This window comes from Glycomyces mayteni (assembly GCF_042428885.1).
In the GTDB taxonomy this organism is placed as follows: domain Bacteria; phylum Actinomycetota; class Actinomycetes; order Mycobacteriales; family Micromonosporaceae; genus Glycomyces; species Glycomyces mayteni.
The window spans coordinates 443939-469830 of record NZ_JBHMBP010000004.1; the positions used below are offsets into that span (position 1 = coordinate 443939).

General features: G+C 70.1%; 25 protein-coding genes. 11 read left to right on the forward strand and 14 right to left on the reverse strand.

The annotated features are described in order from the left end of the window. Window positions 1–24 precede the first annotated feature (24 nt). Together ACFFXY_RS17280 and ACFFXY_RS17285 are read left to right on the forward strand one after the other, a co-directional pair. Complete coding sequence (locus tag ACFFXY_RS17280) at window positions 25–912, forward strand: LysR family transcriptional regulator (protein WP_382353141.1); 888 nt, start codon at window positions 25–27, stop codon at window positions 910–912. 98 nt (window positions 913–1010) lie between these two features. Then, window positions 1011–1685: a spermidine synthase gene (locus ACFFXY_RS17285; protein WP_382353144.1), complete on the forward strand. Its 675-nt coding sequence runs from the start codon at window positions 1011–1013 to the stop codon at window positions 1683–1685. Between the two features lie 65 nt (window positions 1686–1750). Here the strand turns inward: ACFFXY_RS17285 and ACFFXY_RS17290 are convergent, their stop codons facing one another. Then, window positions 1751–2734 carry a heme o synthase gene (locus ACFFXY_RS17290; RefSeq protein WP_382353147.1) on the reverse strand — a complete coding sequence of 328 codons (984 nt, stop codon included), beginning with the start codon at window positions 2732–2734 and terminating at the stop codon, window positions 1751–1753. 213 nt (window positions 2735–2947) lie between these two features. On the opposite strand from ACFFXY_RS17290, the gene tkt reads away from it, so the two are divergent. From tkt to pgl, 6 genes are read left to right on the forward strand one after another with little or no spacing between them, the layout of a single operon-like run. Further along, window positions 2948–5026 carry a transketolase gene (gene tkt, locus ACFFXY_RS17295; protein ID WP_382353150.1) on the forward strand — a complete coding sequence of 693 codons (2079 nt, stop codon included), beginning with the start codon at window positions 2948–2950 and terminating at the stop codon, window positions 5024–5026. Between the two features lie 50 nt (window positions 5027–5076). Next, entirely contained in the window at window positions 5077–6198 is a 1122-nt protein-coding gene (tal, locus tag ACFFXY_RS17300; RefSeq protein ID WP_382353153.1) for a transaldolase, read from the forward strand. Continuing rightward, window positions 6195–7811 (forward strand): phosphoglucose isomerase-related protein, encoded by a 1617-nt coding sequence (locus tag ACFFXY_RS17305; RefSeq protein WP_382353156.1) that lies wholly within the window; start codon window positions 6195–6197, stop codon window positions 7809–7811. Before tal ends, ACFFXY_RS17305 begins: the two co-directional genes overlap by 4 nt. Next, a complete protein-coding gene (gene zwf / locus ACFFXY_RS17310) occupies window positions 7812–9347 on the forward strand; it encodes a glucose-6-phosphate dehydrogenase (RefSeq protein ID WP_382353159.1) in 1536 nt (511 codons plus the stop codon). A 12-nt stretch (window positions 9348–9359) separates the two neighbouring features. After that, on the forward strand, window positions 9360–10304 hold the full coding sequence (locus tag ACFFXY_RS17315; RefSeq protein ID WP_382353162.1) for a glucose-6-phosphate dehydrogenase assembly protein OpcA: 945 nt from the start codon (window positions 9360–9362) through the stop codon (window positions 10302–10304). After that, the gene (pgl, locus tag ACFFXY_RS17320; protein ID WP_382353165.1) at window positions 10301–11044 is read left to right on the forward strand and encodes a 6-phosphogluconolactonase; all 744 of its coding nucleotides are present in this window, start codon (window positions 10301–10303) and stop codon (window positions 11042–11044) included. Before ACFFXY_RS17315 ends, pgl begins: the two co-directional genes overlap by 4 nt. A 180-nt stretch (window positions 11045–11224) precedes the next feature. On the opposite strand, the gene ACFFXY_RS17325 is transcribed toward pgl, so the two are convergent. Both ACFFXY_RS17325 and ACFFXY_RS17330 read right to left on the reverse strand, forming a co-directional pair. Beyond that, entirely contained in the window at window positions 11225–11578 is a 354-nt protein-coding gene (locus tag ACFFXY_RS17325) for an RNA polymerase-binding protein RbpA (RefSeq protein WP_360056306.1), read from the reverse strand. 185 nt (window positions 11579–11763) lie between these two features. After that, a complete protein-coding gene (locus ACFFXY_RS17330) occupies window positions 11764–12357 on the reverse strand; it encodes a TetR/AcrR family transcriptional regulator (RefSeq protein WP_382353169.1) in 594 nt (197 codons plus the stop codon). Window positions 12358–12447: 90 nt separating this feature from the next. Between ACFFXY_RS17330 and ACFFXY_RS17335 the strand changes: the two genes are divergently transcribed. Both ACFFXY_RS17335 and ACFFXY_RS17340 read left to right on the forward strand, forming a co-directional pair. Beyond that, window positions 12448–13824 carry an MFS transporter gene (locus tag ACFFXY_RS17335; protein ID WP_382353172.1) on the forward strand — a complete coding sequence of 459 codons (1377 nt, stop codon included), beginning with the start codon at window positions 12448–12450 and terminating at the stop codon, window positions 13822–13824. A gap of 18 nt (window positions 13825–13842) precedes the next feature. Then, complete coding sequence (locus ACFFXY_RS17340; RefSeq protein ID WP_382353175.1) at window positions 13843–14850, forward strand: NADP-dependent oxidoreductase; 1008 nt, start codon at window positions 13843–13845, stop codon at window positions 14848–14850. An 87-nt stretch (window positions 14851–14937) separates the two neighbouring features. Here ACFFXY_RS17340 and ACFFXY_RS17345 read toward each other — a convergent pair whose 3' ends face one another. Both ACFFXY_RS17345 and ACFFXY_RS17350 read right to left on the reverse strand, forming a co-directional pair. Beyond that, complete coding sequence (locus ACFFXY_RS17345) at window positions 14938–15180, reverse strand: hypothetical protein (protein ID WP_382353178.1); 243 nt, start codon at window positions 15178–15180, stop codon at window positions 14938–14940. Window positions 15181–15256: 76 nt separating this feature from the next. After that, window positions 15257–15673: an Hsp20/alpha crystallin family protein gene (locus tag ACFFXY_RS17350; RefSeq protein WP_382353181.1), complete on the reverse strand. Its 417-nt coding sequence runs from the start codon at window positions 15671–15673 to the stop codon at window positions 15257–15259. A gap of 131 nt (window positions 15674–15804) precedes the next feature. On the opposite strand from ACFFXY_RS17350, the gene ACFFXY_RS17355 reads away from it, so the two are divergent. Further along, window positions 15805–16134: a MerR family transcriptional regulator gene (locus ACFFXY_RS17355; protein ID WP_382353184.1), complete on the forward strand. Its 330-nt coding sequence runs from the start codon at window positions 15805–15807 to the stop codon at window positions 16132–16134. A gap of 63 nt (window positions 16135–16197) precedes the next feature. Here ACFFXY_RS17355 and secG read toward each other — a convergent pair whose 3' ends face one another. The 9 genes from secG to ACFFXY_RS17400 form a co-directional block, all read right to left on the reverse strand. After that, window positions 16198–16443, reverse strand: a complete 246-nt coding sequence (gene secG / locus ACFFXY_RS17360) for a preprotein translocase subunit SecG (protein ID WP_382355486.1) — start codon at window positions 16441–16443, stop codon at window positions 16198–16200. 232 nt (window positions 16444–16675) lie between these two features. Next, complete coding sequence (gene tpiA / locus ACFFXY_RS17365) at window positions 16676–17461, reverse strand: triose-phosphate isomerase (protein WP_359954796.1); 786 nt, start codon at window positions 17459–17461, stop codon at window positions 16676–16678. A gap of 2 nt (window positions 17462–17463) precedes the next feature. After that, window positions 17464–18660 (reverse strand): phosphoglycerate kinase, encoded by a 1197-nt coding sequence (locus ACFFXY_RS17370; protein ID WP_359954798.1) that lies wholly within the window; start codon window positions 18658–18660, stop codon window positions 17464–17466. Between the two features lie 7 nt (window positions 18661–18667). Continuing rightward, a complete protein-coding gene (gene gap / locus ACFFXY_RS17375; RefSeq protein ID WP_360056312.1) occupies window positions 18668–19663 on the reverse strand; it encodes a type I glyceraldehyde-3-phosphate dehydrogenase in 996 nt (331 codons plus the stop codon). Window positions 19664–19947: 284 nt separating this feature from the next. Beyond that, complete coding sequence (gene whiA, locus ACFFXY_RS17380) at window positions 19948–20934, reverse strand: DNA-binding protein WhiA (RefSeq protein ID WP_359954802.1); 987 nt, start codon at window positions 20932–20934, stop codon at window positions 19948–19950. Between the two features lie 3 nt (window positions 20935–20937). Then, window positions 20938–21855, reverse strand: a complete 918-nt coding sequence (locus ACFFXY_RS17385; protein ID WP_382353190.1) for a gluconeogenesis factor YvcK family protein — start codon at window positions 21853–21855, stop codon at window positions 20938–20940. Window positions 21856–21861: 6 nt separating this feature from the next. Continuing rightward, the gene (gene rapZ, locus ACFFXY_RS17390) at window positions 21862–22800 is read right to left on the reverse strand and encodes an RNase adapter RapZ (RefSeq protein ID WP_382353193.1); all 939 of its coding nucleotides are present in this window, start codon (window positions 22798–22800) and stop codon (window positions 21862–21864) included. 93 nt (window positions 22801–22893) lie between these two features. After that, entirely contained in the window at window positions 22894–24780 is a 1887-nt protein-coding gene (uvrC, locus tag ACFFXY_RS17395; protein WP_382353196.1) for an excinuclease ABC subunit UvrC, read from the reverse strand. Window positions 24781–24817: 37 nt separating this feature from the next. Further along, a complete protein-coding gene (locus ACFFXY_RS17400; RefSeq protein ID WP_382353199.1) occupies window positions 24818–25744 on the reverse strand; it encodes a serine protein kinase RIO in 927 nt (308 codons plus the stop codon). Window positions 25745–25892 lie beyond the last annotated feature (148 nt).

A 25892-nucleotide genomic window follows, 5' to 3' on the forward strand; every position in this document is an offset into this window, starting at 1 on the left:
GACATCACCCGATACCTTCAAGGCATGACCGAAGGCAGCTACACCCTCGACCAGCTCCGCGGCTTCGTCGCCGTCGCCGAAGAGGGCCATTTCGGGCGCGCGGCCACCCGCCTCCACATGACCCAGCCCCCGCTCAGCCGCCAGGTCCAGCGCCTGGAGCGAACGATCGGCTTCGCCCTGTTCACCCGCAACGCCACCGGGGCCGACCTGACACCAGCGGGAAAGGTGTTCCTGGAAGAAGCCCGCCGCCTCCTCACCTCGGTCGACATCGCTCCGCTGCGAGCCCGAAGAGTGGCGGCGGGAACGGCAGGAACGATCCGGATCGGCTTCACGGCCGTCTCCGCCCTCACGGTCCTGGGCGAATGGATCAAGATCGCCGCCGCCGAACTCCCGGAAGTCGACCTGGTCCTCAGCGAAATGGTCACCCACGCCCAGCTCGACGCCCTCCTCGCCGGAGAGATCGAAGTCGGCCTGGTCCGCCAAGTCCCCCGCTCGGAAATCCTCGACTCACGCCTGGTCGCCACCGACACCCTGGTCCTGGCCGCACCGCACGGCCACCCCCTGACCAGCCTCGACCACGCCCCCACGCTCGCCGACATAGCCGAGCACGACGTGGTGACCTACTCCCCAAGCGAAGCCTGGTACTTCTACGAACTCGTCGTGGCCGCCTTCCGCAACGCCCACGTCAAACCCCGCTACGTCCAGCACATCAGCCAGGTCCACACGGTCGCCGCCGTCGTCAACGCCGGCCTCGGCGTCGCCCTCGTCCCCAGCTCCGCGGCAACCCTCGCCCTCCCCAACCTCGAATTCCTCACCATCCCCGACATGCCCCGCGACACCGTAGAACTCTTCTGCACCTGGAGAACAGCCCACACCAACCCAGCCCTCACGGCCCTACTCGCCCGCGTCTGACCTCCGTCTGCCGACCCGCGCGGAACACGAGAGCACCGGCGGGGTTCGATTGGCGGGTGAGCATTCGATTCGAGGAACTGGACTGGCGCCCTTCTCCGATGGGTGAGATCAGCCTGAGGCGGCGGTACGACGAGACGGCGCGGAGCGAGGTCTACGAGGTCAAACTCGGCGAGGAGTTCCTCATGTCGAGCCTGTTCCCCGTCGCAGAGATCGAACTCGCCCGCCTCGGCCTGGCCCGGACGCCCGGCACCGGCCTCGACGTCGTCATCGGCGGCCTCGGCCTCGGCTACACCGCCCAAGCGGCCCTCGAAGATCCCCGCATCGCCGCCGTCACGGTCGTGGAGTACTCCGAGGCGGTCATCGACTGGCACCGCAGGGACCTGATCCCCGACACCGCGGGCCTGGCCGCAGACCCGCGGGTCCGCTTGGACCAGAACGACTTCTTCGCCGCCGCGATGGGTGAAGCGGGCTTCCATCCGGACGAGCCCGAACGCCGCTACGACGCGGTCCTGCTCGACATCGACCACACTCCCCGGCACGTCCTGCACTCGCCGCACGCCGCGTTCTACACCGTCGAGGGCCTGCGCGCCGCGTCCGCCCACCTGCGCCCAGGCGGCTGCTTCGCGATGTGGTCGGACGACCCCGCCGACGACGAGTTCATGGCGGCCCTCGCCGAAGTCTTCACCGCCGTCGAAAACCGCGAGATCTGGTTCGACAACCCCTACACCGGAGGGCAGTCCTCGAACTCCATCTACCTCGCCACCAGACCCTGAACACCTGAACGCGAAATGGGGCGGGGCGATCCATCGGATCGCCCCGCCCCTTCAGTCTGCGTGTCCTACATGAGGAAGGAGTCGACCGCGAGCGCGAGGAACAGCAGCGTCAGGTAGCTGGTGGACCAGTGGAAGAGGCGCATGGGCTTGGGGTCCTCGCCGCGGTTGACGCGGGTGAGGAGCTTGTGGCACTCCCAGACGAAGAGGCCGCCGGAGACGAGGGCGACCGAGCCGTAGAGCCAGGTCGCGCCGAGGGGGACGGCGACGAGGGAGACGGCGAGCATCGCCCAGCCGTAGACGACCGATTCGATGGCGACGCGGCGGGCGGGGGCGACGACGGGGAGCATGGGGATGCCCGCGGCGGCGTAGTCGTCCTTGAACTTCATCGCGAGGACGTAGAAGTGCGGGGGCTGCCACAGGAAGACGACCGCGAAGAGGACCCACGCCATCCAGGACATGTGCCCGGTGACCGCGGCCCAGCCGATGAGCACCGGGGCCGCGCCGCAGGCGCCGCCCCAGACCGTGTTGTACGGGGTGGTGCGCTTGAGCCAGATCGTGTAGACGACGTCGTAGTAGACGATCGCGCCGAACGTCAGGAGCGCCGCGAGCCAGTTGACGAGGAGGCCCATGCCCAGGACCGCGACGGCGCCGATGACGAGGCCGAAGACGAGCGCGTTGCGCGGCTCGATCTGGTGCTTGGCGAGGGGGCGGCGCGAGGTGCGGGCCATGAGCTGGTCGATGTCGCGGTCGATGTAGCAGTTGATCGCGTTCGCGGACCCGGCGGCGAGCGCGCCGCCGATGAGGGTCGCGAGGACGGCGGTCAGCGACGGGAGCGCGTCGAACTCCATGCGGGCCGCGACGAGCATCGCGGGGATGGTGGTGATGAGGAGCAGCTCCACGATGCGGGGCTTCGTCAGCGACACGTACGCGCCGACGATCGTCCTCCAGCCCGGCCGGGCCGCCACGGCGGCTTCGGGATCGGGCAGTTCGATGCGCTTGCGGGCGGGCCGGGGGGTGTCGGCGACGGCCTGGGTCGGGTCCTCGTTCATCACGGCCCACCATACGGGCGGTGAGGCGGCGGTCCGGCCGCGGGTCACCGGCCTCTAGCAGGCGCTTTCCTACGCGAGCACTGCTCGTGGGCGGGTTCACAACGAGCGGAATTCCGCCTCCCGAGAGAGTGCGCATAAAGTTCAGCCTGTGTAGGTAGGGTCAGAAGGCACACGTCAAAGGCCCAAATACGACGAGTACCAAGGAGTATCGCAGTGGCACAGTTCGAGTGGACCGAACTCGATCAGAAGGCGGTCGACACCGCTCGGCTCCTCGCCGCCGACGCCGTCCAGAAGGCCGGCAACGGCCACCCCGGCACCGCGATGAGCCTCGCCCCCGTGGCGCACACGCTGTTCCAGAAGGTCATGCGCCATGACCCGAGCGACCCGCACTGGGAGGGCCGCGACCGGTTCGTGCTCTCCTGCGGCCACTCCAGCCTGACGCTGTACGTGCAGCTGTACCTGGCCGGGTACGGCCTGGAACTGGACGACCTGAAGAGCCTGCGCCAGTGGGGTTCCCTCACCCCGGGCCACCCGGAGGTGGGCCACACCGCGGGCGTCGAGACCACCACCGGTCCGCTCGGCCAGGGCCTGGCCACCGCGGTCGGCATGGCGATGGCGGCCCGCCGCGAGCGCGGCCTGTTCGACCCCGAGCCCGAGCAGGGCGGGAGCCTCTTCGACCACTTCGTGTACGTCATCGCCTCCGACGGCGACATCGAGGAGGGCGTCACGCACGAGGCCTCCTCGATCGCGGGCGTGCAGGAGCTGGGCAACCTGGTCGTCATCTACGACGACAACGAGATCTCCATCGAGGACGACACCCGGATCGCCCTCGGCGAGGACGTCGCGAAGCGCTACGAGGCGTACGGCTGGCACGTGCAGCACGTCGACTGGCGCGACGGCGACGAGTACAAGGAGGACCCGAAGGCCCTCTTCGAGGCCATCGAGAAGGCCAAGGCCGTCACCGACAAGCCGTCCTTCATCCGCCTGAAGACCATCATCGGCTGGCCCGCGCCGAAGAAGCAGAACTCGTACGCCGCGCACGGCTCCGCGCTGGGCGCCGACGAGATCGCCGCGACCAAGGAGATCCTCGGCTTCCCCGCCGACGAGTCCTTCTACGTCGAGGACGCGGTGCTCGCGCACACCCGCGGCGCCGTCGAGCGCGGCCGCGAGGAGCACTCGGGCTGGCGCACCGACTTCAACAACTGGGCCGCCGCGAACCCCGAGCGCAAGGCCCTGCACGACCGCCTGTGGGCGGGCGAGTTCCCCGAGGGCTTCGAGGACGCGTTCCCCGAGTTCGAGGCGTCCGAGAAGGGCGTCGCGACCCGCTCCGCGTCCGGCAAGGTCCTCTCGGCGCTCGCGCCGGTCCTGCCGGAGCTGTGGGGCGGCTCGGCCGACCTCGCGGGCTCCAACAACACCACCATGGACGGCGAGCCGTCGTTCCTGCCGCTGAGCCGCCAGACCAAGGCGTACCCGGGCAACCCGTACGGCCGGACCCTCCACTTCGGCATCCGCGAGTTCGCGATGGGCACGATCCTCAACGGCATCAAGCTCCACGGCCCGACCCGCCCGTACGGCGGCACGTTCCTCGTGTTCTCCGACTACATGCGCGGCGCGGTGCGCCTGGCGGCCCTCATGAAGACCCCGGTCGTGTACGTGTGGACGCACGACTCGATCGGCCTCGGCGAGGACGGCCCGACCCACCAGCCCGTCGAGCACCTCGCGGCCCTGCGCGCGATCCCGGGCCTGGACGTCGTCCGCCCCGGCGACGCGAACGAGACCGCCGTGGTCTGGAAGACCCTCCTCAAGAAGGCCGAGCACCCGACCGCGCTGGCGCTGACCCGCCAGAACATCCCCGTGTGGGACCGCACGAAGTTCGCCTCGGCCGAGGGCGCCGCGAAGGGCGCGTACACGCTGCTCGACTCCGACGGCACCCCCGACGTGATCCTGCTCGGCTCCGGCTCCGAGGTCCAGCTCGCGGTCCAGGCCGCCGAGACCCTCGCGGGCGAGGGCGTCAAGGCCCGCGTGGTCTCCGTCCCCTCCATCGAGTGGTTCGAGGAGCAGGACGACGACTACAAGGAGTCGGTGCTGCCCAAGGCCGTCAAGGCCCGCGTCTCCGTCGAGGCGGGCATCGCCCTGTCGTGGCGGGGCCTGGTGGGTGACGCGGGAGTCAGCGTCTCCCTGGAACACTTCGGTGCCTCCGCGCCGTTCGAGAAGTTGTACGAGGAGTTCGGGATCACCGCCGCCGCCGTCGCGGACGCGGCCCGCTCCTCCATCAAGAAGGCACAGCAGTAGCACAACTGAACTAAGCGGATCAAGTACTAGCTGGAAAGCTGGAGGAACCGATGAGCGCGAACGAGAACCTCGCGGGTCTGTCGGCCGCAGGGGTGTCGGTCTGGCTCGACGACATCTCGCGGGACCGCCTGGAGACGGGCAACCTGAAGGACCTCATCGCCGGGGCGGCCGTCTCGGGCGTCACGTCGAACCCGTCAATCTTCGCCGCCGCCATCACCAAGGGCAGCGGCTACGACGAGCAGATCGCCGACCTGGCGGTCCGCAAAGTGAGCGTCGAGGAAGCCGCTCGCGCCATCACCACCTACGACATCCGCTGGGCCGCGGACGTCCTGGCCCCGGTCTTCGAGCAGACCGGGCGCCAGGACGGCCGCGTCTCGATCGAGGTCGACCCGCGGCTCGCCAACGACACGAAGGCGACCATCGCGGAGGCCAAGGCCCTGTGGTGGGCCGTGGACCGGCCCAACACCATGATCAAGATCCCGGCCACCGAGGCCGGGCTGCCCGCCATCACCGCCGCGATCAGCGCCGGGATCAGCGTCAACGTGACGCTCATCTTCTCCCTGGCCCGCTACCGCGGCGTCATGGACGCGTACATGGCGGGCCTCGAAGGCGCCAAGGCCGCCGGGCACGACCTGTCGCAGATCCGCTCGGTCGCCTCGTTCTTCGTGTCCCGCGTGGACTCCGAGATCGACAAGCGACTCGACGCGGTCGGCACCGACGAGGCCAAGGCCCTCAAGGGCAAGGCCGCGATCGCCAACGCTCGCCTGGCGTACCAGGAGTTCGAGAACGCGTTCGCGTCCCCGCGCTGGGAGGCCCTCGCGGCCGCCGGGGCCGTCCCGCAGCGCCCGCTGTGGGCGTCCACCTCGGTGAAGAACCCCGACTACCGCGACGTCATGTACGTCGAGGACCTCATCGCGCCCGGCACGGTCAACACCATGCCCGAGGGCACCATCCACGACTTCGCCGACCACGGCGAGGTCGAGGCCGACACGATCCGCCCCTACTACGCGGACGCGGCCACGGTGATGCTCCAGCTCGAACGCGTCGGCATCGACTACGCCGACGTCGTGAAGGTCCTGGAGGACGAGGGCGTCGAGAAGTTCATCGTCTCCTGGAACCAGCTCCTGGAGCAGATCGAGTCCAAGCTCGGCACGAGCGGAGAAATGAAGTGAGCGACCCGATGGGCAAGATGGAAGCCGCAGGCGGCCTGGCGGTCACCACCGGCGTTGACGTGAACGCCGGCGTCGACCGGCTCAAGAACGAGGGCGTCCCCGCCCGCCTCGCCGCCAAGGACGCCACCCTGTGGGGCCCCGAGGCCGAGGAGGAGGCCGCGATCCGGCTGGGCTGGATCGACACGTTCGTCAAGTCCAAGGAGCTGGTCGCGCCGCTCGCGAAGCTCCGCGCCGACTTCGCCGAGCAGGGCATCGACCACATCGCCCTCGCGGGCATGGGCGGCTCCTCGCTCGCCCCCGAGGTCATCTCCCGCACCCTCGACCTGGGCATCAGCATCCTCGACACCACCGACCCCGGCCAGATCCTGGCCGAGCTCGGCGAGGCGTCGCTGCGGCGCACCGCCGTCGTCGTGTCCTCCAAGTCCGGGTCCACCGTCGAGACCGACTCCCAGCGCCGCGCCTTCGAGGCCGCGTTCAAGGGCGTCGGCATCGAGGACTCGACCGGGCGGTTCGTGTTCGTCACCGACCCCGGCTCCGCGCTGGAGAAGCTCGCGAACGAGCAGGGCTCGCACCTGTTCCTCGCCGACGCGAACGTCGGCGGCCGGTACTCGGCGCTGACCGCGTTCGGGCTCGTCCCGACCGCGCTCGCGGGCGCCGACATCAGCGAGCTGATCGAGCAGGCCGAGGCCTTCGCGACCACGATCGAGAGCGACGGCGACAACCCGGCGCTGGTCCTCGGCGCGGTCATCGCGGCCAAGCAGACCATCACCATCGCCGACGACGGCACCGGCGTCGTGGGCCTGGGCGACTGGGCCGAACAGCTCATCGCCGAGTCCCTCGGCAAGGACGGCAAGGGCACGCTCCCGGTCGTCCTCGAAGGACCGGCCGCCGCGGGCGCCCGCGGCGCCGACCGCGTGTACGCCACCGTCGGCGGCTCCTCGACGGGCCTGCCCGCCGCGGGCTCGCAGCTCGCGATGCCCGACGTGGTCGTCAACGGCCCGCTCGGCGCGCAGTTCCTCGCGTGGGAGCTCGCGACCGCCTACGCCGGCTACCTGATCGGGATCGACCCGTTCAACCAGCCGAACGTGACCGAGTCCAAGGAGAACACCAACCGCATCCTCGCCGACGGCCTCCCCGAGGAGCGCCCGCACGCCGTGGACGGCGCGGTGGAGATCTACGGCTCGCACGCCGAGACCGTCGCGGGCGCGCTCGGCGAGCTGCTCACGAACGCCGACCGCGAGGACGCGTACATCGCGGTGCTCGCGTACCTCGACCGGATCGACGACGCCGAGGTGGCGAAGCTCCGCGCGGGCCTCGCCGAGCGCACCGGCGCGCCCGTCACGTGGGGCTGGGGACCGCGGTTCCTGCACTCCACGGGCCAGTTCCACAAGGGCGGCCGCCAGACCGGCGTGTTCCTCCAGCTCACCGGCGAGGTCGGCGAGGACCTGCTCATCCCGGGCCGCGACTACACGTTCGCCGGGCTCCAGGCCGCGCAGGCCGCCGGGGACCGCCAGGCCCTCCAGTCGCGCGAGCGCCCGCTCGTGCGCCTGCACCTGACCGACCGCAAGCGCGGGATCAACCAGCTCGTGCACGCGCTGAGGGAGCTGAGCTAGATGGGTGACCACGTCCTCGCCAACCCGCTGCGCGACCCGGTCGACCGGCGCCTGCCGCGCATCCCCGAGCCCTGCGCCCTGGTGATCTTCGGCGTCACCGGCGACCTCGCCAAGAAGAAGCTCATCCCCGCGATCTACGACCTCGCCAACCGGGGCCTGCTCCCGGCGTCGTTCGTGATCGTCGGCTTCGCCCGCCGCGACTGGGGCGACGAGACCTTCGAGGAGATGTCCCGCGAGGCCGCCAAGTCCCACGCGCGCACCCCGTGGCGCGAAGAGGTCTGGGCGCGCCTGTCCGGCAACTTCAAGTTCGTGCAGGGCGCGTTCGACGACGACGAGGCGTTCGACAAGCTCGACGCGACCGTGGACGAGCTGCGCATCACGCACGGCATCGTCGGCAACGCCGCGTTCTACTTCTCGATCCCGCCGCTCGCGTTCCCGACGGTCCTCAAGCAGCTCAAGCGGACCGGCATGTCCGACAACCGCCAGGACCGCGGCGGCTGGCGCCGCGTCGTCGTGGAGAAGCCCTTCGGCGAGGACCGCGAGTCCGCGAAGGAGCTGAACCAGCTGGTGGACGACGTGTTCACCGCCAACGACGTGTTCCGCATCGACCACTACCTCGGCAAGGAGACGGTGCAGAACATCTTCGCGCTGCGCTTCGCGAACGCCATGTTCGAGCCGATCTGGAACTCCAACTACGTCGACCACGTGCAGATCACCATGGCGGAGGACGTCGGCATCGGCTCCCGCGCCGGGTTCTACGACGACAACGGCGCCGCCCGCGACGTCCTCCAGAACCACGTCCTCCAGCTCCTCGCCATCGCGGCCATGGAGCAGCCCAACGGGTTCGAGGCCGAGGAGATCCGCACCGAGAAGCTGAAGGTCCTGCGGGCCATCAAGCTCCACGACGACCTGGAGTCCACCGCGATCCGCGGGCAGTACACCGACGGCTGGGTGCAGGGCCGCCCCGTCAAGGGCTACCTGTCCGAGGAGAACATCCCGCAGTCCTCCACCACGGAGACGTACGCGGCGGTGCAGCTGGGCATCCAGAACCGGCGCTGGAACGGCGTCCCGTTCTACCTGCGCACGGGCAAGCGCCTCCCCAAGCGCGTCACGGAGATCGCGGTGGTCTTCAAGGAGGCCCCGCACATGCCGTTCGCCGACTACGACACCAAGACGCTCGGCAACAACCAGCTCGTGATCCGCGTGCAGCCCGACGAGGGCATCACCGTCAAGTTCGGGTCGAAGGTCCCGGGCACGGGCATGGAGCTGCGGGACATCTCGATGGGCTTCGGCTACGGCGAGACGTTCACCGAGTCGAGCCCCGAGGCGTACGAGCGGCTCATCCTGGACGTGCTCCTGGGCGACAAGACGCTGTTCCCGGACGCGCAGGAAGTGGACGCGTCCTGGGCGGTCATCGACCCGCTGGAGGAGTACTGGGCGAGCACCAAGCCCGAGCCGTACGAGTCCGGCACGTGGGGCCCCGCCGGGGCCGACCTGATGCTGCAATCCTCCGGCCGCCGCTGGCGCCGGGCGTAGAAGGGTCCTGACATGCATCTGAAGGACACCACCACCGGCGACATCATGAAGGCCCTGGAGAAGCAGCTCCACGAGACCGGCGGCGGCGCCTCCGGCCTGGCCCTCAACCTGGTCGCCCTGACCACCGAGGACGAGCGCGAGGAGGTCGAGAAGGCCGCCTCGTTCGCCGCGCAGGAGCATCCGTACCGGCTGATCCTCGCGATCCCGCGGGACGTGGACGCCGCCGAGCCGCGCATCGACGCCGAAGTGACCGTAGGGGAGCGGCTCGGTTCGGCCGAGGCGATCATCCTGCGCCTTGACGGCCCGGCCGCCGCGCACCTGACCGCGATCGTGCTGCCCATGCTCGCACCGGACGTGCCGGTCGTGACCTGGTGGCTGCTCGACCCGGTCCGCTACGGCCTGGAGCACGAGCTGCGCTCGTTCGCCGACCGCCGCATCACCTACTCGGCCCGCGCGGCCGACCCGGTGCGGTCGCTGTACCGCCGCGCCGAGTCCTACGTCGCGGGCGACACCGACATCTGCTGGACCCGCATCAGCCTGTGGCGCTCGCTCATCGCCAGCGCCTTCGACGGGGTCACGCAGTCGGTCGAGAAGATCACCATCAAGGCGGACGACGGCGACCCGTCGGCGCAGCTCATGGCCGCGTGGCTGCACACGCGCCTGGGCGTCGCGCCCGACGTGGTCGACACCGAGGTCGAGCGCAACTCCGAGCACCTGCCCGCGATCGCCTCCGTGGCGTTCACGATGGACGGCGGCGAGACGATGGAGGTCGAGCGCAAGTCCGACGGGACCACGGTCCTGCGCCAGGCGGGGCTGCCCAAGCGCCGCCAGACGCTCCAGGGCCGGACCCTGGGCCAGCTCCTCGCCGAGGAGCTGCGGCACATCGACCCCGACACCGCGTACCGGCGGGTCCTGGACACGTTCCAGGAGCAGTACGCGGCGGAGCACGCGGCATGAGCCGCTCGGGCGCGGTGATCGTCCACGAGGGCGCCGAGGTGCTCGCGGAGGCGGTCGCGTCGCGGCTGATCAACCGGCTCGCGGACGTGCAGGCGCAGCGGGGCGAGGCTTCGATCGTGCTGACCGGCGGCCGCATCGCGGCGCGGGTGTACCAGTACGTGCTGGAGTCGCCGATCCGCTCGGTCGTGGACTGGTCGAAGGTCGACTTCTGGTGGGGCGACGAGCGGTTCCTGCCGTCGGGCGACCCGGAGCGGAACGAGACCCAGGCGCGCGCGGCGTTCCTCGACAAGCTCCTGATCGACCCCGAGCGGGTCCACCCGATGGCCGCTTCGGACGTGGTGGACACGCCCGAGGAGGCGGCGGCGCTCTACGCGGCCGAACTGGAGACCGCCGCCGGCGGCTCCGGCCTGCCCGCATTCGACCTGCTGCTCTTGGGGATCGGCGAGGACGGCCACGTCGCCTCGCTGTTCCCGGGCAACCCGGCGCTCGACGCCGAGGGCGCGGCCGTGGGTGTGCGCGACTCCCCCAAGCCGCCGCCCGAGCGCGTCTCGCTCACGCTGGGGACGATCAACGCGGCGACGGCGGTGTGGATCATCGCCTCGGGCGCGGGCAAGTCCGAGGCCGTGGACGAGGCCCTCGCGAAGGGCGAGCTCCCGGCGGGCCGCGTGCAGGCCACGGGCAACACGCGCTGGCTCATCGACAAGGACGCCGCAGCGCACTTGAAGCACCTGGAGTTCTAGCGAACGCTGAAGGGCCCGGATCGTAGATCCTATAGGATATAGGATGCACGATCCGGGCCCTCAGTCTGTTCGGCTTCCCTTACGGGGCGCGGCGCGCGGGGTGGTGGGACCCTGTCAGCGATGCGCGGCCGGCGCTCCGTTCACCCAACCTTGTGACGGGCGGCCGATTGCGGGGTTCGTTCAGAAGAGGGATCGTTCGCCGCGGGCGGCGGCCCTGGCGGCGAGCGCTTCGGCGAGGAGGTCTTCGGCCTCTTCTTCGCTGCGGCGCTCGCGGACGTAGTTCAGATGGGTCTTGTACGGCTTGACGGTTCGCTGTTCCGGGGGATTGTCCTGGTCGGGGCCGGCGGGCCAGCCGCAGCAGGTGCAGTCCCATTCTTGCGGCACTTCCACATACAGTGCGAATTGCAGTACGGTCTCGTGTCCTTTGGCGCACCAGTACTTGATGTTCTGCCGGGGCACCGGTTCGCCGCGCTCCGAGTGGAGGCCCGGTAGGGCGCCGATGCGGGTGCCGCGGATGGCGTGTCCGTTGGACATATGTGTGATCGCTCCTCACAGACAGGGGATCTACTGTGGATGTAAGCCGGGCGCGGCCACAGCATCGGAGCGTCAGCGGGAGGAAGACCGAGACTCCCCGAGGGCGTGGCCGTGGAGTCACCGGCCGAGCGGCTGGGGCACCGCCCTGAGCAATTCTATGACGTAACGCACACAGTGGCAAGATGTCATGTATGGGGGTTGTGCGACGGAGCGACCAGGACCGACTGGACCGTCGCGTCCACGATCCGGGCCGCGTCCGCGGTGGCGATGCGGCCCGCGCGGTGCTCCTCCGCTGCGCCGTGGAGCACGTACTGCACGACGTTGACGAGCCAGTCGACCGGCAGGTCGGTCCGGAAGACCCCTTGCTCGCGGCCGCGGCGCACGAGGTCGGCGACCCGGTCCCCGGCGCCGCCGTGGAGCTCGCGGATGCGCCCGGCGGGGAGCACGCCTTGCGCGGAGGCGAGCAGGGCGGCCGATTCGGCGACGAGTTCCCAGCTTGAGGCCAGGAGCCTGCTGAGCGCTTCGCGGGCGTCCCCCGCGAGGTCGACCGCGGCGAGGGTCGCCTCCCCCGCTTCGAGCACCGCGACGAGCGCGGCCTCCACGAGGTCGGCCCGGGTCTTGAAGTGGCCGTAGAGGGTCATGCGGCCGACGCCCGCGGCCTCGGCGATCGCGTCGATGGTCGCGTCGGGGTCGCGGCTGAGCAGGTCGCGGGCGGCGGCCGTGATGCGGGCGATGCTGCGTTCGGCGTCGGCCCTGCGGCGCGGTCGGGTGCTCGTCATGCCCACAGCCTATCTCGTACGGGAATATACGAGATAAGCTCCAGGTTGTAACTCGTACTTCCCCATACGACTTAACGCCTGGAGGCAGTCATGGACACCGATCGGACCCGCCCTGAACTGGAGGGCCGCCACCCCGCGCGCTGGCGCATCCTCGCGTTCCTCGGGATCGCGCAGCTCATGCTCATCCTCGACGTCACCGTCGTCGCCATCGCCTTGCCGCACATCGACACCGACCTGGGCATGAGCCGCCAGGCCCTCACCTGGACCGTCAGCGCCTACACCCTCGCGTTCGGCGGTCTCATGCTCCTCGGCGGCAGGCTCGCCGACCTCGTCGGCGCCAAGCGCATCGTCATCGCCGGGCTCGCGGTCTTCACCGTTGCATCACTGCTCACCGGCCTCGCCGACTCCTCGGCGATGCTCCTCGGCGGCCGCGTGGCCCAAGGCGTCGGCGCCGCGCTCCTGTCCCCCGCGGCGCTCTCGCTGGTCGTGCGGCTCTTCGAGGGCGACGAGCGGAACAAGGCCCTCGGCGTCTGGTCGGCGCTCGGCGGGGGCGGCGCGGCCCTCGGCCTGCTCCTCGGCGGCGTCCTGACCTCCGGTCCCGGCTGGCCGTGGGTCTTCTTCGTCAACGTGCCGATCGGCCTGGTCATCCTGGTCGCCCTAGCGGCCATGGTCCCCGCGCAGGCCGCGGCCCCGACCGGCGCGCGCCTCGACGTCCTCGGCGCGCTCCTGGTCACCGCGTCCTCCGGCGCCTTGATCTACGCGCTCATCAACGCGGGCGACGCCGGATGGCTCTCCCCCGCCACCGGATGGCTCGTCCTGGCGGCCGTCGCGGGATACCTGCTGTTCGCGCTGTGGCAGCGGAAGTCGAGCGCGCCGCTGATGGACCTGGCGCTGCTGTTCCGGCGCCCCGTCGCCACCGGCACGTTCCTGATCCTCATGGCCACGGTCCTGATGATCGCCGTGTTCTTCCTGGGCACGTTCTACTTCCAGCACGCACTGGGCTACGGGGCGCTGCGCACCGGGCTCCAGTTCCTGCCCGTCGCCATCGCGACCATGCTGGGCGCCAACCTGACCGGGCGCACCATCGCGAAGCTCGGCTCCCGCACGCTCGCGGTGGCGGGCCTGCTCGTCGCGGCGGTCGGCCTGGCCGTGCCCGCCCTGTGGCTCGACCCGGTCGCGGCCACGGTCGGCGTCGCGGTCGCCGGCGCGGGCACGGGCGCCCTGTACGTGGTCGCCTCGGCCACCGCCCTCGGCCAGGTCGCCCCGCACGAGTCCGGGATCGCCTCGGGCCTGGTGAGCACCTTCCACGAGTTCGGCGCCTCCTTCGGCGTCGCGATCGTCTCCAGCGCCGCGGCCGCCGCCATCGCGGGCGACTCGCTCGACGGGTTCACCAACGGCTTCATCGTGATCGCGGTCGCCGCGGCCGTCGGCGCCGTGATCGCCGCACTCCTGACGCCCCGCAAGTAGACGAGAGAAGGCAGACGCATGCAGACCGCAAGGCAATGGCAGCTCACCCGCCGCCCGCACGGGGCCGCGACCACCGAGGACTTCGCCCTCGTCGAGGCCCCCGTCCCCGAACCCGGCCCCGGGCAGGTGGTCGTGCGCAACACCCGCCTGTCGGTGGACCCGTACATGCGCGGGCGCATGGACGACAGGCCCTCCTACATCGCCCCGTTCGAACTGCACGCCCCCTTGGACGGCGCCGCGGTCGGCGTGGTGACCGAGTCCCGCGCCGACGGCTTCAAACCGGGCCAGGTCGTGGAGCACTTCGCGGGCCTGCGCGAGGTGTCGGTCCTCGACGCCGCGGCGGTCTCCCCCGTCGCACTCGACGGGCACGCGCCCGAGACGTTCCTGGGTCCGCTCGGCACCACCGGGTTCACCGCCTGGCTGGGCACCACCGAGATCGCGCCGGTCCGAGAGGGCGACACGGTCTTCGTGACGGGAGCGGCCGGGGCCGTCGGGGGCCTGGCCGGGCAGATCGCGCGGCTCCGCGGGGCCGCGCGCGTCATCGGCAGCGCCTCCGGAGCCAAGGTCGAGTACCTGGTGGACGAGCTCGGCTACGACGCCGCGTTCGACTACCGCGGCACCGATCCCGCAGAGGAACTGTCGCGGCTCGCACCCGACGGCCTCGACACGGTCTTCGACAACGTCGGCGGCCCGCAACTGGAGGCCGCTCTGGGGCGCCTGCGGCTCGGAGCCCGGATCGCCTTGTGCGGCATGGCGAGCCAGTACGACGGCCGCGAGCGCTACGGGATCAGGAACCTGTTCGAGCTGACCAAGCAGCGCGCCACCGCGCGGGGCTTCATCGTCAGCGACCACTACGACCGGCTCGCGCAGTTCCGCGAGGAGGTCGGCGGCTGGCTGCACGACGGGCGGCTGTCGCACCGCGAATCGGTGTTCGAGGGCATCGAGAGCGTCCCCGAGGCGTTCCTCGGACTCCTGCGAAGCGGCGCCCCGACCTCGGGCAAGGTCGTCGTGCGCCTGGAGGGCTGAACACCCCGGTCCCGCTGCCGCCCAGCGGAAAGCATCGGCCTCCGCCCGGGGACACCCCGAGCGCCGGGCGGAGGCCGTGCGGCCGGATCAGGCGGGAACGAGGCGGCCTTGAGCGCCCGGTCGGCGCTCAGGGGAGACGACGCACTCGCCGCACCGGTGCTCGCCGCCGAGGTCGGGGGCGACGCCCCAGCCCTCCGCTTCGGCGGCCGCGCACAGGACCGGCCAACTGAAGTACGAGTCGTCGCCGCAGCGGAAGAGGACTCCGCAGCCGTCGCAGTACAACTCGTACTCGATGCCGCCGTCGAGGCGGCTGTAGCAGGCTCCGCTCATGTCATATGCCTCCCAACTGGGGCGCGTCCGGCGGTGCCGGGGCGCCCCGGATCTCCAGGTGCCGCGGCGGGCGCGGCTACTGCTCGATCTCGCGCTTGCCGGCGCCGATGAGCACCTTGCGCGGCTTGGCCTCTTCCGCCACCGGGATCCGCAGCGTGAGCACGCCGTCCCGGAACGACGCCTCGACGTGCTCAGTGTCGAGGACGTCGCTGAGGAAGATCTGCCTCATGAACACGCCCGTCGGCCGCTCGGAGTGGATCACCTCGCGGTCGCCGGAGTCGGCGGCGCGGCGCTCGGCCCGCACGGTGAGGACGTTCCGCTCGACCTCAAGGTCGATGTCGCCCTCCCGGACACCGGGCAGGTCCAGCTCGACGGTGAAGGAATGTTCTTCCTTCCACGCGTCCATCGGCATCATGAGCTGGGAATCGTTGCGGGACAGGAACTGTTGCGCGAGCCGGTCGAGCTCTCGGAACGGGTCCGTGCGCATCAGCATCGAAGGTCACCTCCTGGATGAGACCTGAGAACGTAACGACATAAAAATATATAGCGCGCGTTTGAGATTTCGTCAAGTCGCGGCAGCGAGATAAACTGAAGTCGTCAGGAACACAAGCGGCAGGAGGAACAGTGGCACCGGATTCGCGGCCCCTCGACCGACACGCGTCCGACCACGCGGTGTACGGCATCTCGGTTGCGGCCGAGCTGATGAACCTCGCGCCGCAGACGCTGCGCGTCTACGAGGCCCGCGGCCTCCTGGAACCGAGCCGCACCGCCGGCGGCACGCGCCGCTACAGCGACGACGACCTCGGCCGCATCCAGCGGATCGGCGAACTGCTCGCCGGAGGGCTCAACCTCGCCGGGATCAAGCTGGTCCTGGAGATGGAGATCGAGAACCGGCGACTGCACTCCGAGCTCGGCGATGCGCGCAGGCGACTGGAGCGCTACGAGGGCTCCTGAACACAGCACGAAGGAGGGCCCCAACCGCAACGCGGTCGGGGCCCTCCTCGAAGTCTTGTACTGCTAGACCATCGTTCGCAGCAGAAGCCCGAAGGCGATGATGCAGGCGAACCAGATGATGCCCACACCGATGGTGATCCGGGTCAGGTTCTTCTCCGCAACGGAGGAGCCCGCCGCGACCGAGGACATGCCGCCGCCGAACATGCTCGACAGGCCGCCGCCCTTACCCTTGTGCAGCAGCACCATCAGGATAAGGATCGCGCTGGACAGCAGCAGGATGACCAGCAGGGCCCAACTCAGAACCGTCATCATCAGTGATCGGGTGTCCTCTCAGCAAATCTGGCCCGGTTTGGGGCTTGGGCCAGGTGTGAGTCTAGCGAAGACCCGATCGGCGACCCAATGCGGTGTCAGGTGGAGTTGACACTCCATACCTGGAGTGTCAACTCCACCTGACAAACGGAAGGAGCCGCCGTACGTCGTTGTACGGCGGCCCTGTCTGCGTCCCGCAGTGCTCAGCTCGGGCACTGCGGGCGAAACCTTCTTACGCCCCGGCGTGCTCGGGGAAGCGGACGATCTTGGCGAACTCCTCGGCGTCCAGCGAAGCGCCGCCCACGAGGGCGCCGTCGATGTCGGCCTTGCCCATGATCTGGGCGACGTTGGAGGACTTCACCGAGCCGCCGTAGAGGATGCGGACCCGCTCGGCCACGGCGCCGAACTTCTCGGCCAGGGCCGAGCGCAGGGCACCGATGACCTCCTGGGCGTCCTCGGGCGTGGCCGTGCGGCCCGTCCCGATGGCCCAGACCGGCTCGTACGCGACGACGACCTTGGCGAGCTCTTCCTCGGTGAGCCCGTCGACGGCGGCGATGAGCTGGCTGACCGTGTGCGGGACGTGGTCCCCCGCCTCGCGGACGTCCAGAGCCTCGCCGACGCAGAGGATCGGGCTGATGCCGTTGTTGAGCGCCTGGCGGACCTTCGCGGCGACGAGCTCGTCGCCCTCCTCGTGGTACTGGCGGCGCTCGGAGTGGCCGACGGCCACGTACGAGCAGCCCAGCTTCGCGAGCATCGAGCCGGCGATCTCGCCGGTGTACGCACCGGACGGGTGCGCCGAAAGGTCCTGCGCGCCGAAGCCGATGGTCAGCTTGTCGCCGTCGACCAGCGTCTGCACGCTGCGGATGTCGACGAACGGCGGGAGGACGACGGTCTCGACCGCTTCGAGCTGCTCGCGGGTGAGGCTGAAGGCCAGCTTCTGCACCAGCGCGATCGCTTCGAGGTGGTTGAGGTTCATCTTCCAGTTGCCGGCGATGAGCGGCTTGCGGGTCTCAGTCATGTTCACTTCTCCAGTGCGTCCAGGCCGGGGAGCGTCTTGCCCTCAAGGTATTCGAGGGACGCGCCGCCGCCGGTCGAGATGTGGCCGAAGCCGTCCTCGGGCAGGCCGAGGGTGCGGACCGCCGCGGCGGAGTCGCCGCCGCCGACCACGCTGAACGCCTCGGAGTCCACCAGCGCCTGCGCCACCGTGCGGGTGCCCGCGGCGTAGTCGGGGAATTCGAAGACGCCCATGGGGCCGTTCCAGAACACGGTCTTCGCTCCGGCGATCCGCTCGGCGAACAGCTTCGCGGACTCGGGGCCGATGTCGAGGCCCATGCGCTCGGCCGGGATCGCGTCGACGGCCACCGTGAGCGGCTCGGCGTCGGCGGCGAACTCGGCCGCGGTGGTCGTGTCGACCGGCAGCAGCAGTTCGACGCCGAGTTCGGCGGCGCGCTCCAGGTAGTTCTTGCAGACCTCGATCTGGTCCTTCTCCAGCAGCGACGAACCGACCTCGTAGCCCTGGGCCGCGAGGAACGTGAACATCATGCCGCCGCCGACGATGAGCGTGTCGACCTTGTCGAGCAGGTTGTCGATGACCGCGAGCTTGTCGGAGACCTTCGCGCCGCCGAGGATGACGACGTACGGCTGCTCCGGCTTGCCGGTGAGCTTCGAGAGGACCTCGACCTCTTTGGCGATGAGCCAGCCCGCGTAGTGCGGCAGGAGCTTCGCGACGTCGTACACGGAGGCGTGCTTGCGGTGGACCGCGCCGAACGCGTCGTCCACGTACAGGTCGCCGAACGCGGAGAGCTGGCCGGCGAACTCGGCCCGCTCGGTGTCGTCCTTGCTGGTCTCGCCCTTGTTGAAGCGCAGGTTCTCCAGCAGGAGGACGTCGCCGTCGCCCTGGGCGACGGCCTTGGCCTCGGCGTCGGTGCCGACCGTGTCGGCGGCGAACGCGACCTCGCGACCGAGGACCTCACCGAGGCGCTTGGCCACGGGGGCCAGCGAGAAGGCGGGGTCCGGGGCGCCCTTCGGGCGGCCCAGGTGCGAGCAGACCACGACGCGGGCGCCAGCTTCGGCGAGCGCCTTGATCGTGGGCGCGACGGCGCGGATGCGGCCGTCGTCGGTGATGGTCTTCCCGTCCAGAGGCACGTTGAGGTCGGCGCGTACGAGTACGCGCCGACCGTTGACGCCCTCCTGGAGGAGTTCGTCGAGCGTCTTCATCAGACTGCTAGCCGACCAGCTTGACGAGGTCGACGAGGCGGTTCGAGAAGCCCCACTCGTTGTCGTACCAGCCGAAGACCTTGACCTGGTTGTCGATGACCTTGGTCAGGAGGCCGTCGATGATGCACGAGTGCGGGTCGGTCTCGATGTCCTTGGAGACGATCGGGTCCTCGGTGTAGTACAGGATGCCCTTGAGCGGGCCCTCGGCGGCGGCCTTGAGCGCGGCGTTCACTTCCTCCTTCGTGGTGGCCTTGGAGGCCTCGAAGGTCAGGTCGGTGATCGAGCCGGTCGGGACCGGGACGCGCAGCGAGTAGCCGTCGAGCTTGCCGTTGAGCTCGGGCAGCACCAGGCCGACGGCCTTGGCGGCGCCGGTCGTGGTGGGCACCACGTTCAGGGCCGCGGCGCGGGCGCGACGCGGGTCCTTGTGCGGGCCGTCCTGGAGGTTCTGGTCCTGGGTGTAGGCGTGGATCGTGGTCATCAGACCCTTCTCGATGCCCACGGACTCGTTCAGGACCTTGGCCATGGGGGCCAGGCAGTTGGTGGTGCAGGACGCGTTCGAGATGATGTGGTGGTTCTCGGCGTCGTACTTGTCGTGGTTGACGCCCATGACCACGGTCAGGTCCTCGTTCTTCGCCGGAGCGGAGATGATGACCTTCTTGACCGAGCCGCCCAGGTGAGCGGCGGCCTTGGTGCCGTCGGTGAAGAAGCCGGTCGACTCGATGACGACCTCGGCGCCCACCTCGTCCCACGCGATGTTGGCGGGGTCGCGCTCGGCGAACGCCTTGATGGTCTTGCCGTTGACGGTGAGCTCGCCGTCGCCGACCTTGACCTCGTAGGGGAGGCGGCCCAGGATGGAGTCGTACTTCAGCAGGTTGCCGATGGTCTCGGCGTCGCCCAGGTCGTTGAAGGCGACGATCTCGATGTCGGCACCGGAGGCGAGAACCGCCCGGAAGAAGTTGCGCCCAATGCGGCCGAAGCCGTTGACGCCAACGCGGATGGTCACGTGCCCATCTCCTCGCTAGAACAGGATCGGATATCTGAATGAGACCGGAGGCGGTCTCGCACGCGATCCGTTCAGCCGAAGAGCGACGGTGGAACAGATCGCTGTTCGGCCTCGTCGCCGAGCACTCCTTGACCCTAACCGCTCCGGTCCTCGGACCTTCCGCGGCTGGCTCCCCCCGATCATGTCACACCCGGGACGGGGGTGTGACATCGCGGTTAAGCCTAACCCTTGCGCCGCCGGTAGCGGCGGCTACGGGGAGCGTGGCGAATCGGGGCGAAGCCGCCCTATGCGACCAGCATTTCCTCTTCGGCGACTACGTCGTCGGGTCCGGGGACGCCGGTCTCCTGGGCGCGTTTGGTCGCCATGTTGATGAGCCGCCGGATGCGCCCGGCGATGGCGTCCTTGGTGAGCGGCGGGTCGGCCAGCGCGCCGAGCTCTTCGAGGGACGCCTGGCGGTGTTCGAGACGCAGGCGGCCCGCGGAGGCGAGGTGCTCGGGGACGTCGTCGGCGAGGACTTCGAGGGCCCGGGTGACCTTCGCGGCGGCGGCGACGGCGGCGCGCGCGGAGCGGCGCAGGTTCGCGTCGTCGAAGTTCGCGAGCCGGTTGGCGGTGGCGCGGACCTCGCGGCGGACGCGGCGCTCCTCCCAGGTGAGGACGGAGGCGTGGGCGCCGAGGCGGGTGAGCAGCTCGCCGATGGCGTCGCCGTCGCGGATGACGACGCGGTCGACGCCGCGCACGTCGCGGGACTTCGCGGAGATGCCGAGGCGGCGAGCGGCGCCGACGAGCGCGAGCGCGGACTCGGGGCCGGGGCAGGTCACTTCCAGCGAGGAGGACCGACCGGGCTCGGTGAGCGAGCCGCGGGCGAGGAACGCACCCCGCCAGGCGGCCTCGGCGCAGCACGGGTAGGCGCCGACGACGTGGTTGGGCAGGCCCCTGACGGGGTAGCCGCGCTGGTCGGTGAGGCCGATCTGCTTGGAGAACGCCTGGCCGTCGGCCATGACGCGCAGCAGGTAGTGGTTGTTGCGGCGGAGCCCGGCGGCCACGAGGACGTGGATCTCGGACTCGTAGTTGTAGAGCTTGTCGATCATGCGCTTGGCGCGGCGGGCGACGTTCCCGGCGTCGACCTCGGCCTCGACGACGACGTTGCCCTGCCCGACGAGGTGGAGGCCCCCGGCGAACCGGAAGAGCGCGCCGAGTTCGGCGCGCTGGCAGCAGGACTTCGCGACCTCGATGCGACTGAGCTCGTCCTTGACCTCCGCGGTCATCGCCATTCGTTAACCACCATCTTCGACCAGCAGGTTTCCCAATACGGCGGCCAGGGATCCGACGTCGTGCGTGACGCCGTCGGCGGCGAGGTCCGCCGCGACCAACCGGGCCTCCAACGATTGTGCCGCACTGTTCAACGATCCGGGATCGGCGAGGGTTCGGGCGTCGCCTGACACGACGTAGTGAAACCGGACACCTTCCGCGTATCGGCGCAGCGTGTCGACGTGCCCGGCGAGCGTGAGGCCGTCGGTCTCCTTCTCCTCGGAGAGGTTGAGCACCACGATCTTGCGGGCCTCGGACGCGGCGATGGCCTCGCGGAGCGAGGGCAGGAGCAGGTGCGGGATCACCGAGGTGTACCAGGACCCGGGCCCGAAGACGTGCCAGTCGGCCTCGGCGACCGCTTCGAGGGTCTCGGGGCAGGCGGGGGCGTCGGCGGGCAGGAGGCGCACGTCCGCGACCTGGCCGTCCGCGACGGCGACGTCGTGCTGGCCGACGATCGTGCGGAGCCCCGAGCCCTCGGCGAGGTCCGCCTCGATGTCGAGCGGCGTGCACGACATGGGCAGGACGCGGGCCCGCGCGCCGACGAGGCGGCCCGCGGCGGCGACGGCCTCCACGGGGTTGGCGTGGCGCTCCAGGAGCGACAGCAGCACGATGTTGCCGACGGGGTGCCCGGCGAGGAAGTCGTCTCCGCCGAAGCGGTGCGAGAACAGCTCGGCGGCCTCGGCGCGGGACGGGTCGGCGGTCGCGAGGAGGGCCTTGCGCAGGTCCCCGGGCGGCAGGACGGGCCTGGTCGCGCGGATGTCCCCGGAGGAGCCGCCGTCGTCGGCCACGGTCACGACGGCCGTGAGGTCCACGTCGAGCCGGGAGAGCGCGCGCAGCGAGGCCGACAGGCCCCGCCCGCCGCCGAACGCGACCACTTTCTGCATCAGCGGTTACCTCGGATCGGGGGTGTCGTCGGGGCGGTGGCGGATTAACTCGTTCCCGCGGTCCCGGTGGTGGGTGTTCGCGGGGAACCCGGCCGCGTTCAGGCGCTTGGCGATCTCCTCGGAGATCGCGACGCTGCGGTGCTTGCCGCCGGTGCACCCGATGGCGATCGTCATGTACCGCTTGCCTTCGCGCTCGAAGCCCTGGGTGGTGCCCAGCAGGAGCGCCGTGTACGACTCGACGAACTCCTCCGCGCCGTCCTGCGCGAGGACGTAGCCGGAGACGTCGGGGTCGGTGCCGGTGTGCTCGCGCAGGGCCGGAACCCAGTACGGGTTGGGAAGGAATCGTACGTCAGCGACATAGTCGGCGTCGCGCGGGATGCCGTACTTGAACCCGAACGACATGCAGGTGAACTGGAGCCGCGGCGACGACGGGGCGAGGAACGCGTCCTCGACGCGGGCGCGCAGCTGGTTCTCGTTCAGGTGCGTGGTGTCGAACAGGGTGTCCGCGGAGCCGCGGGCCGGTTCGAGCAGGCGCCGCTCGGCGGCGATGCCGTCCGCGAGCATCCCGTCCCCCTGGAGCGGGTGGGCCCGGCGGACCTTCTCGAAGCGGCGGATGATCACGTCGTCGTCGGCGTCGACGAACACCAGGTGCGGCTTGAAGCCGCCCTTGCGGAGGTCCTCCAGGACGCCCACGAGGTCGGTCATGAACGCGCGCGAGCGCACGTCGAGGACCATCGCGGTCCGGCGGACCTCCTCGCCGCCCGCGGCGGCCAGCTCCGCGGCCTGGCCGACGAGCGACTCCGGGAGGTTGTCGATCACGTAGTAGCCGACGTTCTCAAGTGCGCGGGCCACTGTCGAGCGTCCCCCGCCCGAGATGCCGGTGACGATCACGAGGTCCAATTCGCTGCGGTCGCTCGAACCCGCATGCACTGCTGCCACACCCATAAGTCAAGTATCCCCGAGTCCGTTCCAACCGCCGTGCTGACACGGCCCCGGCCCTGCGGCCGAATTGACAAGCGTATAGCTACCAGAGCAGTCTCAAGAGCCGTTGTCATCGGGATTACGCAGATGTGTCTGCAAGGCCTCGGCGAGTTTCGGTCCGATACCGGGCACAGCCTCCAAAGCGGACAGTTCGGCCTCGCGGATGCGCTTCACGGACCCGAACTCCTTCAAGAGCGCCTTCTTCTTCGACTCCCCCAGACCCGGCACCGAGTCGAGCGCCGACGCCGTCATCTTCTTGCGCCTTCGCGTGCGGTGCAACGAGATCGCGAACCGGTGGGCCTCGTCGCGGACGCGCTGCATCAGGTACAGGGCCTCGGAGGTGCGCGAGAGGATCACCGGGTACTCGTCGCCCGGGAGCCAGATCTCCTCCAGGCGCTTGGCGAGCCCCGCCAGGTTGATCGTGTCGATCCCCAGCTCCTGGAACACCTGGTCGGCGGCGGCGACCTGCGGCTGCCCGCCGTCCACGACGAGGAGCTGCGGCGGGTAGTGGAACCCGCGCTTGGGCTCCCCGTCCCCCTCCTCGACCGGCGAGCCCGCAGGCTGGTCCCCGAGCTTGGAGAGGCGGCGGCGCAGCGTCTCCTGGAGCGACGCGAGGTCGTCCTTGCGCTCGCCCTTGATGACGAAGCGCCGGTACTCGCTCTTGCGCGGCAGGCCGTCCTCGAACACGACCATCGACGCCACGACGTCCTCGCCCAGGGACTGCGACACGTCGTAGCACTCGATGCGCAGCGGCGCCTCCGGCAGGTCCAGGGCGTCGGCCAGCTCTTCGAGGGCCTTGGAGCGCGACGTCAGGTCCCCGGCGCGCTTGAGCTTGTGGCGCTGGAGGTTCTCCAGCGCGTTCTTCTCCACGGTCTCGGCCAGCGCGCGCTTGTCGCCGCGGCGCGGCACCCGCAGGTCGACCTTCGAGCCGCGGCGCTCCGACAACAGCTCGGCGAGGGCCTCGTGGTCGGCGGGCAGGGCCGGGACCAGGACCTCCTTGGGGACGACCTCGTTCTGCTCGCCGTAGAACTGGAGGCAGAACCGCTCGACGATCCCGGCCAGGTCCACCGGCTCGGCCTTGTCGATGACCCAGCCGCGCTGGCCCCGGATGCGGCCCCCGCGGACGTGGAAGACCTGGACGGCCGCCTCCAGCTCGTCGTCGGCGACGGCCATGACGTCGCAGTCGACGTCCTCGGCGAGGACCACGACCTGCTGCTCCAGGACTTTGTCGAGGGCGCCGAGGTCGTCGCGCAGGCGCGCGGCGCGCTCGAATTCGAGGGCCTCGGAGGCCTCCTGCATCTCGGCGATGAGTCGGCGGCGCACTGGCGCGGTCTCGCCGGACATGAACGCGCAGAAGCCGTTCACGAGTTCGCGGTAGTCCTCGGCGGAGATGCGTCCCACGCACGGCGCGGAGCACTTGCCGATGTCGGCGAGGAGGTTCGGGCGGTCGATCCGGTTGCAGCGCTTGAACTCCGTGTCGGAGCAGGTGCGGATCGGGAAGACCCGGGTGAGCAGGTCGAGGGTCTGGCGGATCGCCCACGCGGACCCGAACGGCCCGAAGTAGCGGACGCCCTTGCGGCGGTTGCCGCGCATGACCTGGGCGCGGGGGAACTCCTCGCCCACGGTCACGGCCAGCCACGGGTAGGACTTGTCGTCCTTGAACATGACGTTGAAGCGCGGGTCGTACTCCTTGATCCAGGTCCACTCCAGCTGGAGGGCCTCGACCTCGGTGGCGACCACGGTCCACTCGACGCTCCGCGCGGTGTTCACCATCCGGCGGGTGCGCTCGTGCAGACGCGTCTCGTCGGCGAAGTACGAGTTCAGGCGGTTCCTGAGGTTCTTCGCCTTGCCGACGTAGATCACGCGCCGGTCGCGGTCCCGGAACCGGTAGACGCCCGGCTGCGTGGGGATCGTGCCGGGGGCGGGACGGTAATCAACTGCCACAACACAAGGCTATATCCCGCCCCCGACACCCCCGCCGTTACGGCCGGGCCGCCAGGCCCAGGACCTCCGCGTGGAGGTCGTCGACCTCGGCCCGGTCGACCCCGTGGTTCGCGAACCAGGAGCCGAGGTTCTCGACGTCCCTGGTCAGGAAGTCCATGCCCAACGGGTTCGCGTAGATGTCGACGACCTGCGGGAGGTCGAGGACGATGAGGCGGCCCTCGTGGACCACCGTGTTGTACGGCGAGAGGTCGCCGTGGGCGAAGCCCAGCTCGGTCATGCGGCGCAGGGCCTCGGCGGCCTGCTCCCACAGGCTCTCGGCCTCGTCCCGGTCGGGCCGGGTCTCGGCGAGCCGGGGCGCGGCGGTGCGGCCGTCCCCGATGAACTCCATGAGGACCTCGGTCCCGTGGACCTGCACGGGGTAGGGCACGGGGACTCCGACCTGGTAGAGGCGCTTGAGCGCGTCGAACTCGGCCGCGGCCCAGCGGCCCGCGGCCTGCTCCAGGCCGAACGTGGTGCGCTTGGCCATGGCGCGGTTGTCGCGGGAGCGCTTGGCGGCGCGCCCGACGGTGTAGTCGCCGGCCCGGTTGAACTGGGTGTGCTCGGCGCTGCGGTAGCGCTTGGAGGCGAGGATCACGGCCCGGTCGGTGCCGGGGAGCACGCGTTCGACGAGGAACACGTCCGCTTCCTTGCCGGTCTTGAGGACGCCGAGTTCGTAGTCCACGGCCCCGTGGTCGGTGATGACCCAGTCCGGCAGGGGCTCGGGGCCGCGCTGGAGCGGCTCGGAGTCCCACCAGATCGACCAGCGGTCCCCGGCCGGGGGCCGGTCGTCGTTGGGGATCTCGTCGAAGACGGTGCGCATGGATTCGTAGCGCTCGCGGTCTTCGTCGGAGAAGACCTCGCGGGACCCGCGGTCGCGGCGCTTGGTGGACTGGAAAGAGTCAGAGTACTGCTGCTTGCGAGGCAAGGTGAAAGGCTCCTGTGAGGAAGTCCGTCCGCCGCAAGAAGAAGAGTCAGTGAGCGGCGACGGGAGGTGAACTGGGTTTCATGGCGTGGACGCAGACGACGACAGCCATCAGTAACACCTCCATTCCTCACGAGCCCCGGGGCGATCC

What these genes read in the sequence shown, in the direction of transcription:
- secG (WP_382355486.1), bottom strand. Translation starts at nt 16,443, where the DNA reads ATGACGGTTCTGAGTTGGGCCCTGCTGGTCATCCTGCTGCTGTCCAGC.
- ACFFXY_RS17370 (WP_359954798.1), bottom strand. Translation starts at nt 18,660, where the DNA reads ATGAAGACGCTCGACGAACTCCTCCAGGAGGGCGTCAACGGTCGGCGC.
- ACFFXY_RS17330 (WP_382353169.1), bottom strand. Translation starts at nt 12,357, where the DNA reads ATGACGAGCACCCGACCGCGCCGCAGGGCCGACGCCGAACGCAGCATC.
- ACFFXY_RS17350 (WP_382353181.1), bottom strand. Translation starts at nt 15,673, where the DNA reads ATGCTGATGCGCACGGACCCGTTCCGAGAGCTCGACCGGCTCGCGCAA.
- ACFFXY_RS17285 (WP_382353144.1), top strand. Translation starts at nt 1,011, where the DNA reads ATGGGTGAGATCAGCCTGAGGCGGCGGTACGACGAGACGGCGCGGAGC.
- tpiA (WP_359954796.1), bottom strand. Translation starts at nt 17,461, where the DNA reads ATGACTGAGACCCGCAAGCCGCTCATCGCCGGCAACTGGAAGATGAAC.
- ACFFXY_RS17345 (WP_382353178.1), bottom strand. Translation starts at nt 15,180, where the DNA reads ATGAGCGGAGCCTGCTACAGCCGCCTCGACGGCGGCATCGAGTACGAG.
- ACFFXY_RS17280 (WP_382353141.1), top strand. Translation starts at nt 25, where the DNA reads ATGACCGAAGGCAGCTACACCCTCGACCAGCTCCGCGGCTTCGTCGCC.
- ACFFXY_RS17385 (WP_382353190.1), bottom strand. Translation starts at nt 21,855, where the DNA reads ATGCAGAAAGTGGTCGCGTTCGGCGGCGGGCGGGGCCTGTCGGCCTCG.
- ACFFXY_RS17340 (WP_382353175.1), top strand. Translation starts at nt 13,843, where the DNA reads ATGCAGACCGCAAGGCAATGGCAGCTCACCCGCCGCCCGCACGGGGCC.
- zwf (WP_382353159.1), top strand. Translation starts at nt 7,812, where the DNA reads ATGGGTGACCACGTCCTCGCCAACCCGCTGCGCGACCCGGTCGACCGG.
- ACFFXY_RS17325 (WP_360056306.1), bottom strand. Translation starts at nt 11,578, where the DNA reads ATGTCCAACGGACACGCCATCCGCGGCACCCGCATCGGCGCCCTACCG.
- tal (WP_382353153.1), top strand. Translation starts at nt 5,077, where the DNA reads ATGAGCGCGAACGAGAACCTCGCGGGTCTGTCGGCCGCAGGGGTGTCG.
- whiA (WP_359954802.1), bottom strand. Translation starts at nt 20,934, where the DNA reads ATGGCGATGACCGCGGAGGTCAAGGACGAGCTCAGTCGCATCGAGGTC.
- ACFFXY_RS17315 (WP_382353162.1), top strand. Translation starts at nt 9,360, where the DNA reads ATGCATCTGAAGGACACCACCACCGGCGACATCATGAAGGCCCTGGAG.
- ACFFXY_RS17290 (WP_382353147.1), bottom strand. Translation starts at nt 2,734, where the DNA reads ATGAACGAGGACCCGACCCAGGCCGTCGCCGACACCCCCCGGCCCGCC.
- pgl (WP_382353165.1), top strand. Translation starts at nt 10,301, where the DNA reads ATGAGCCGCTCGGGCGCGGTGATCGTCCACGAGGGCGCCGAGGTGCTC.
- ACFFXY_RS17335 (WP_382353172.1), top strand. Translation starts at nt 12,448, where the DNA reads ATGGACACCGATCGGACCCGCCCTGAACTGGAGGGCCGCCACCCCGCG.
- rapZ (WP_382353193.1), bottom strand. Translation starts at nt 22,800, where the DNA reads ATGGGTGTGGCAGCAGTGCATGCGGGTTCGAGCGACCGCAGCGAATTG.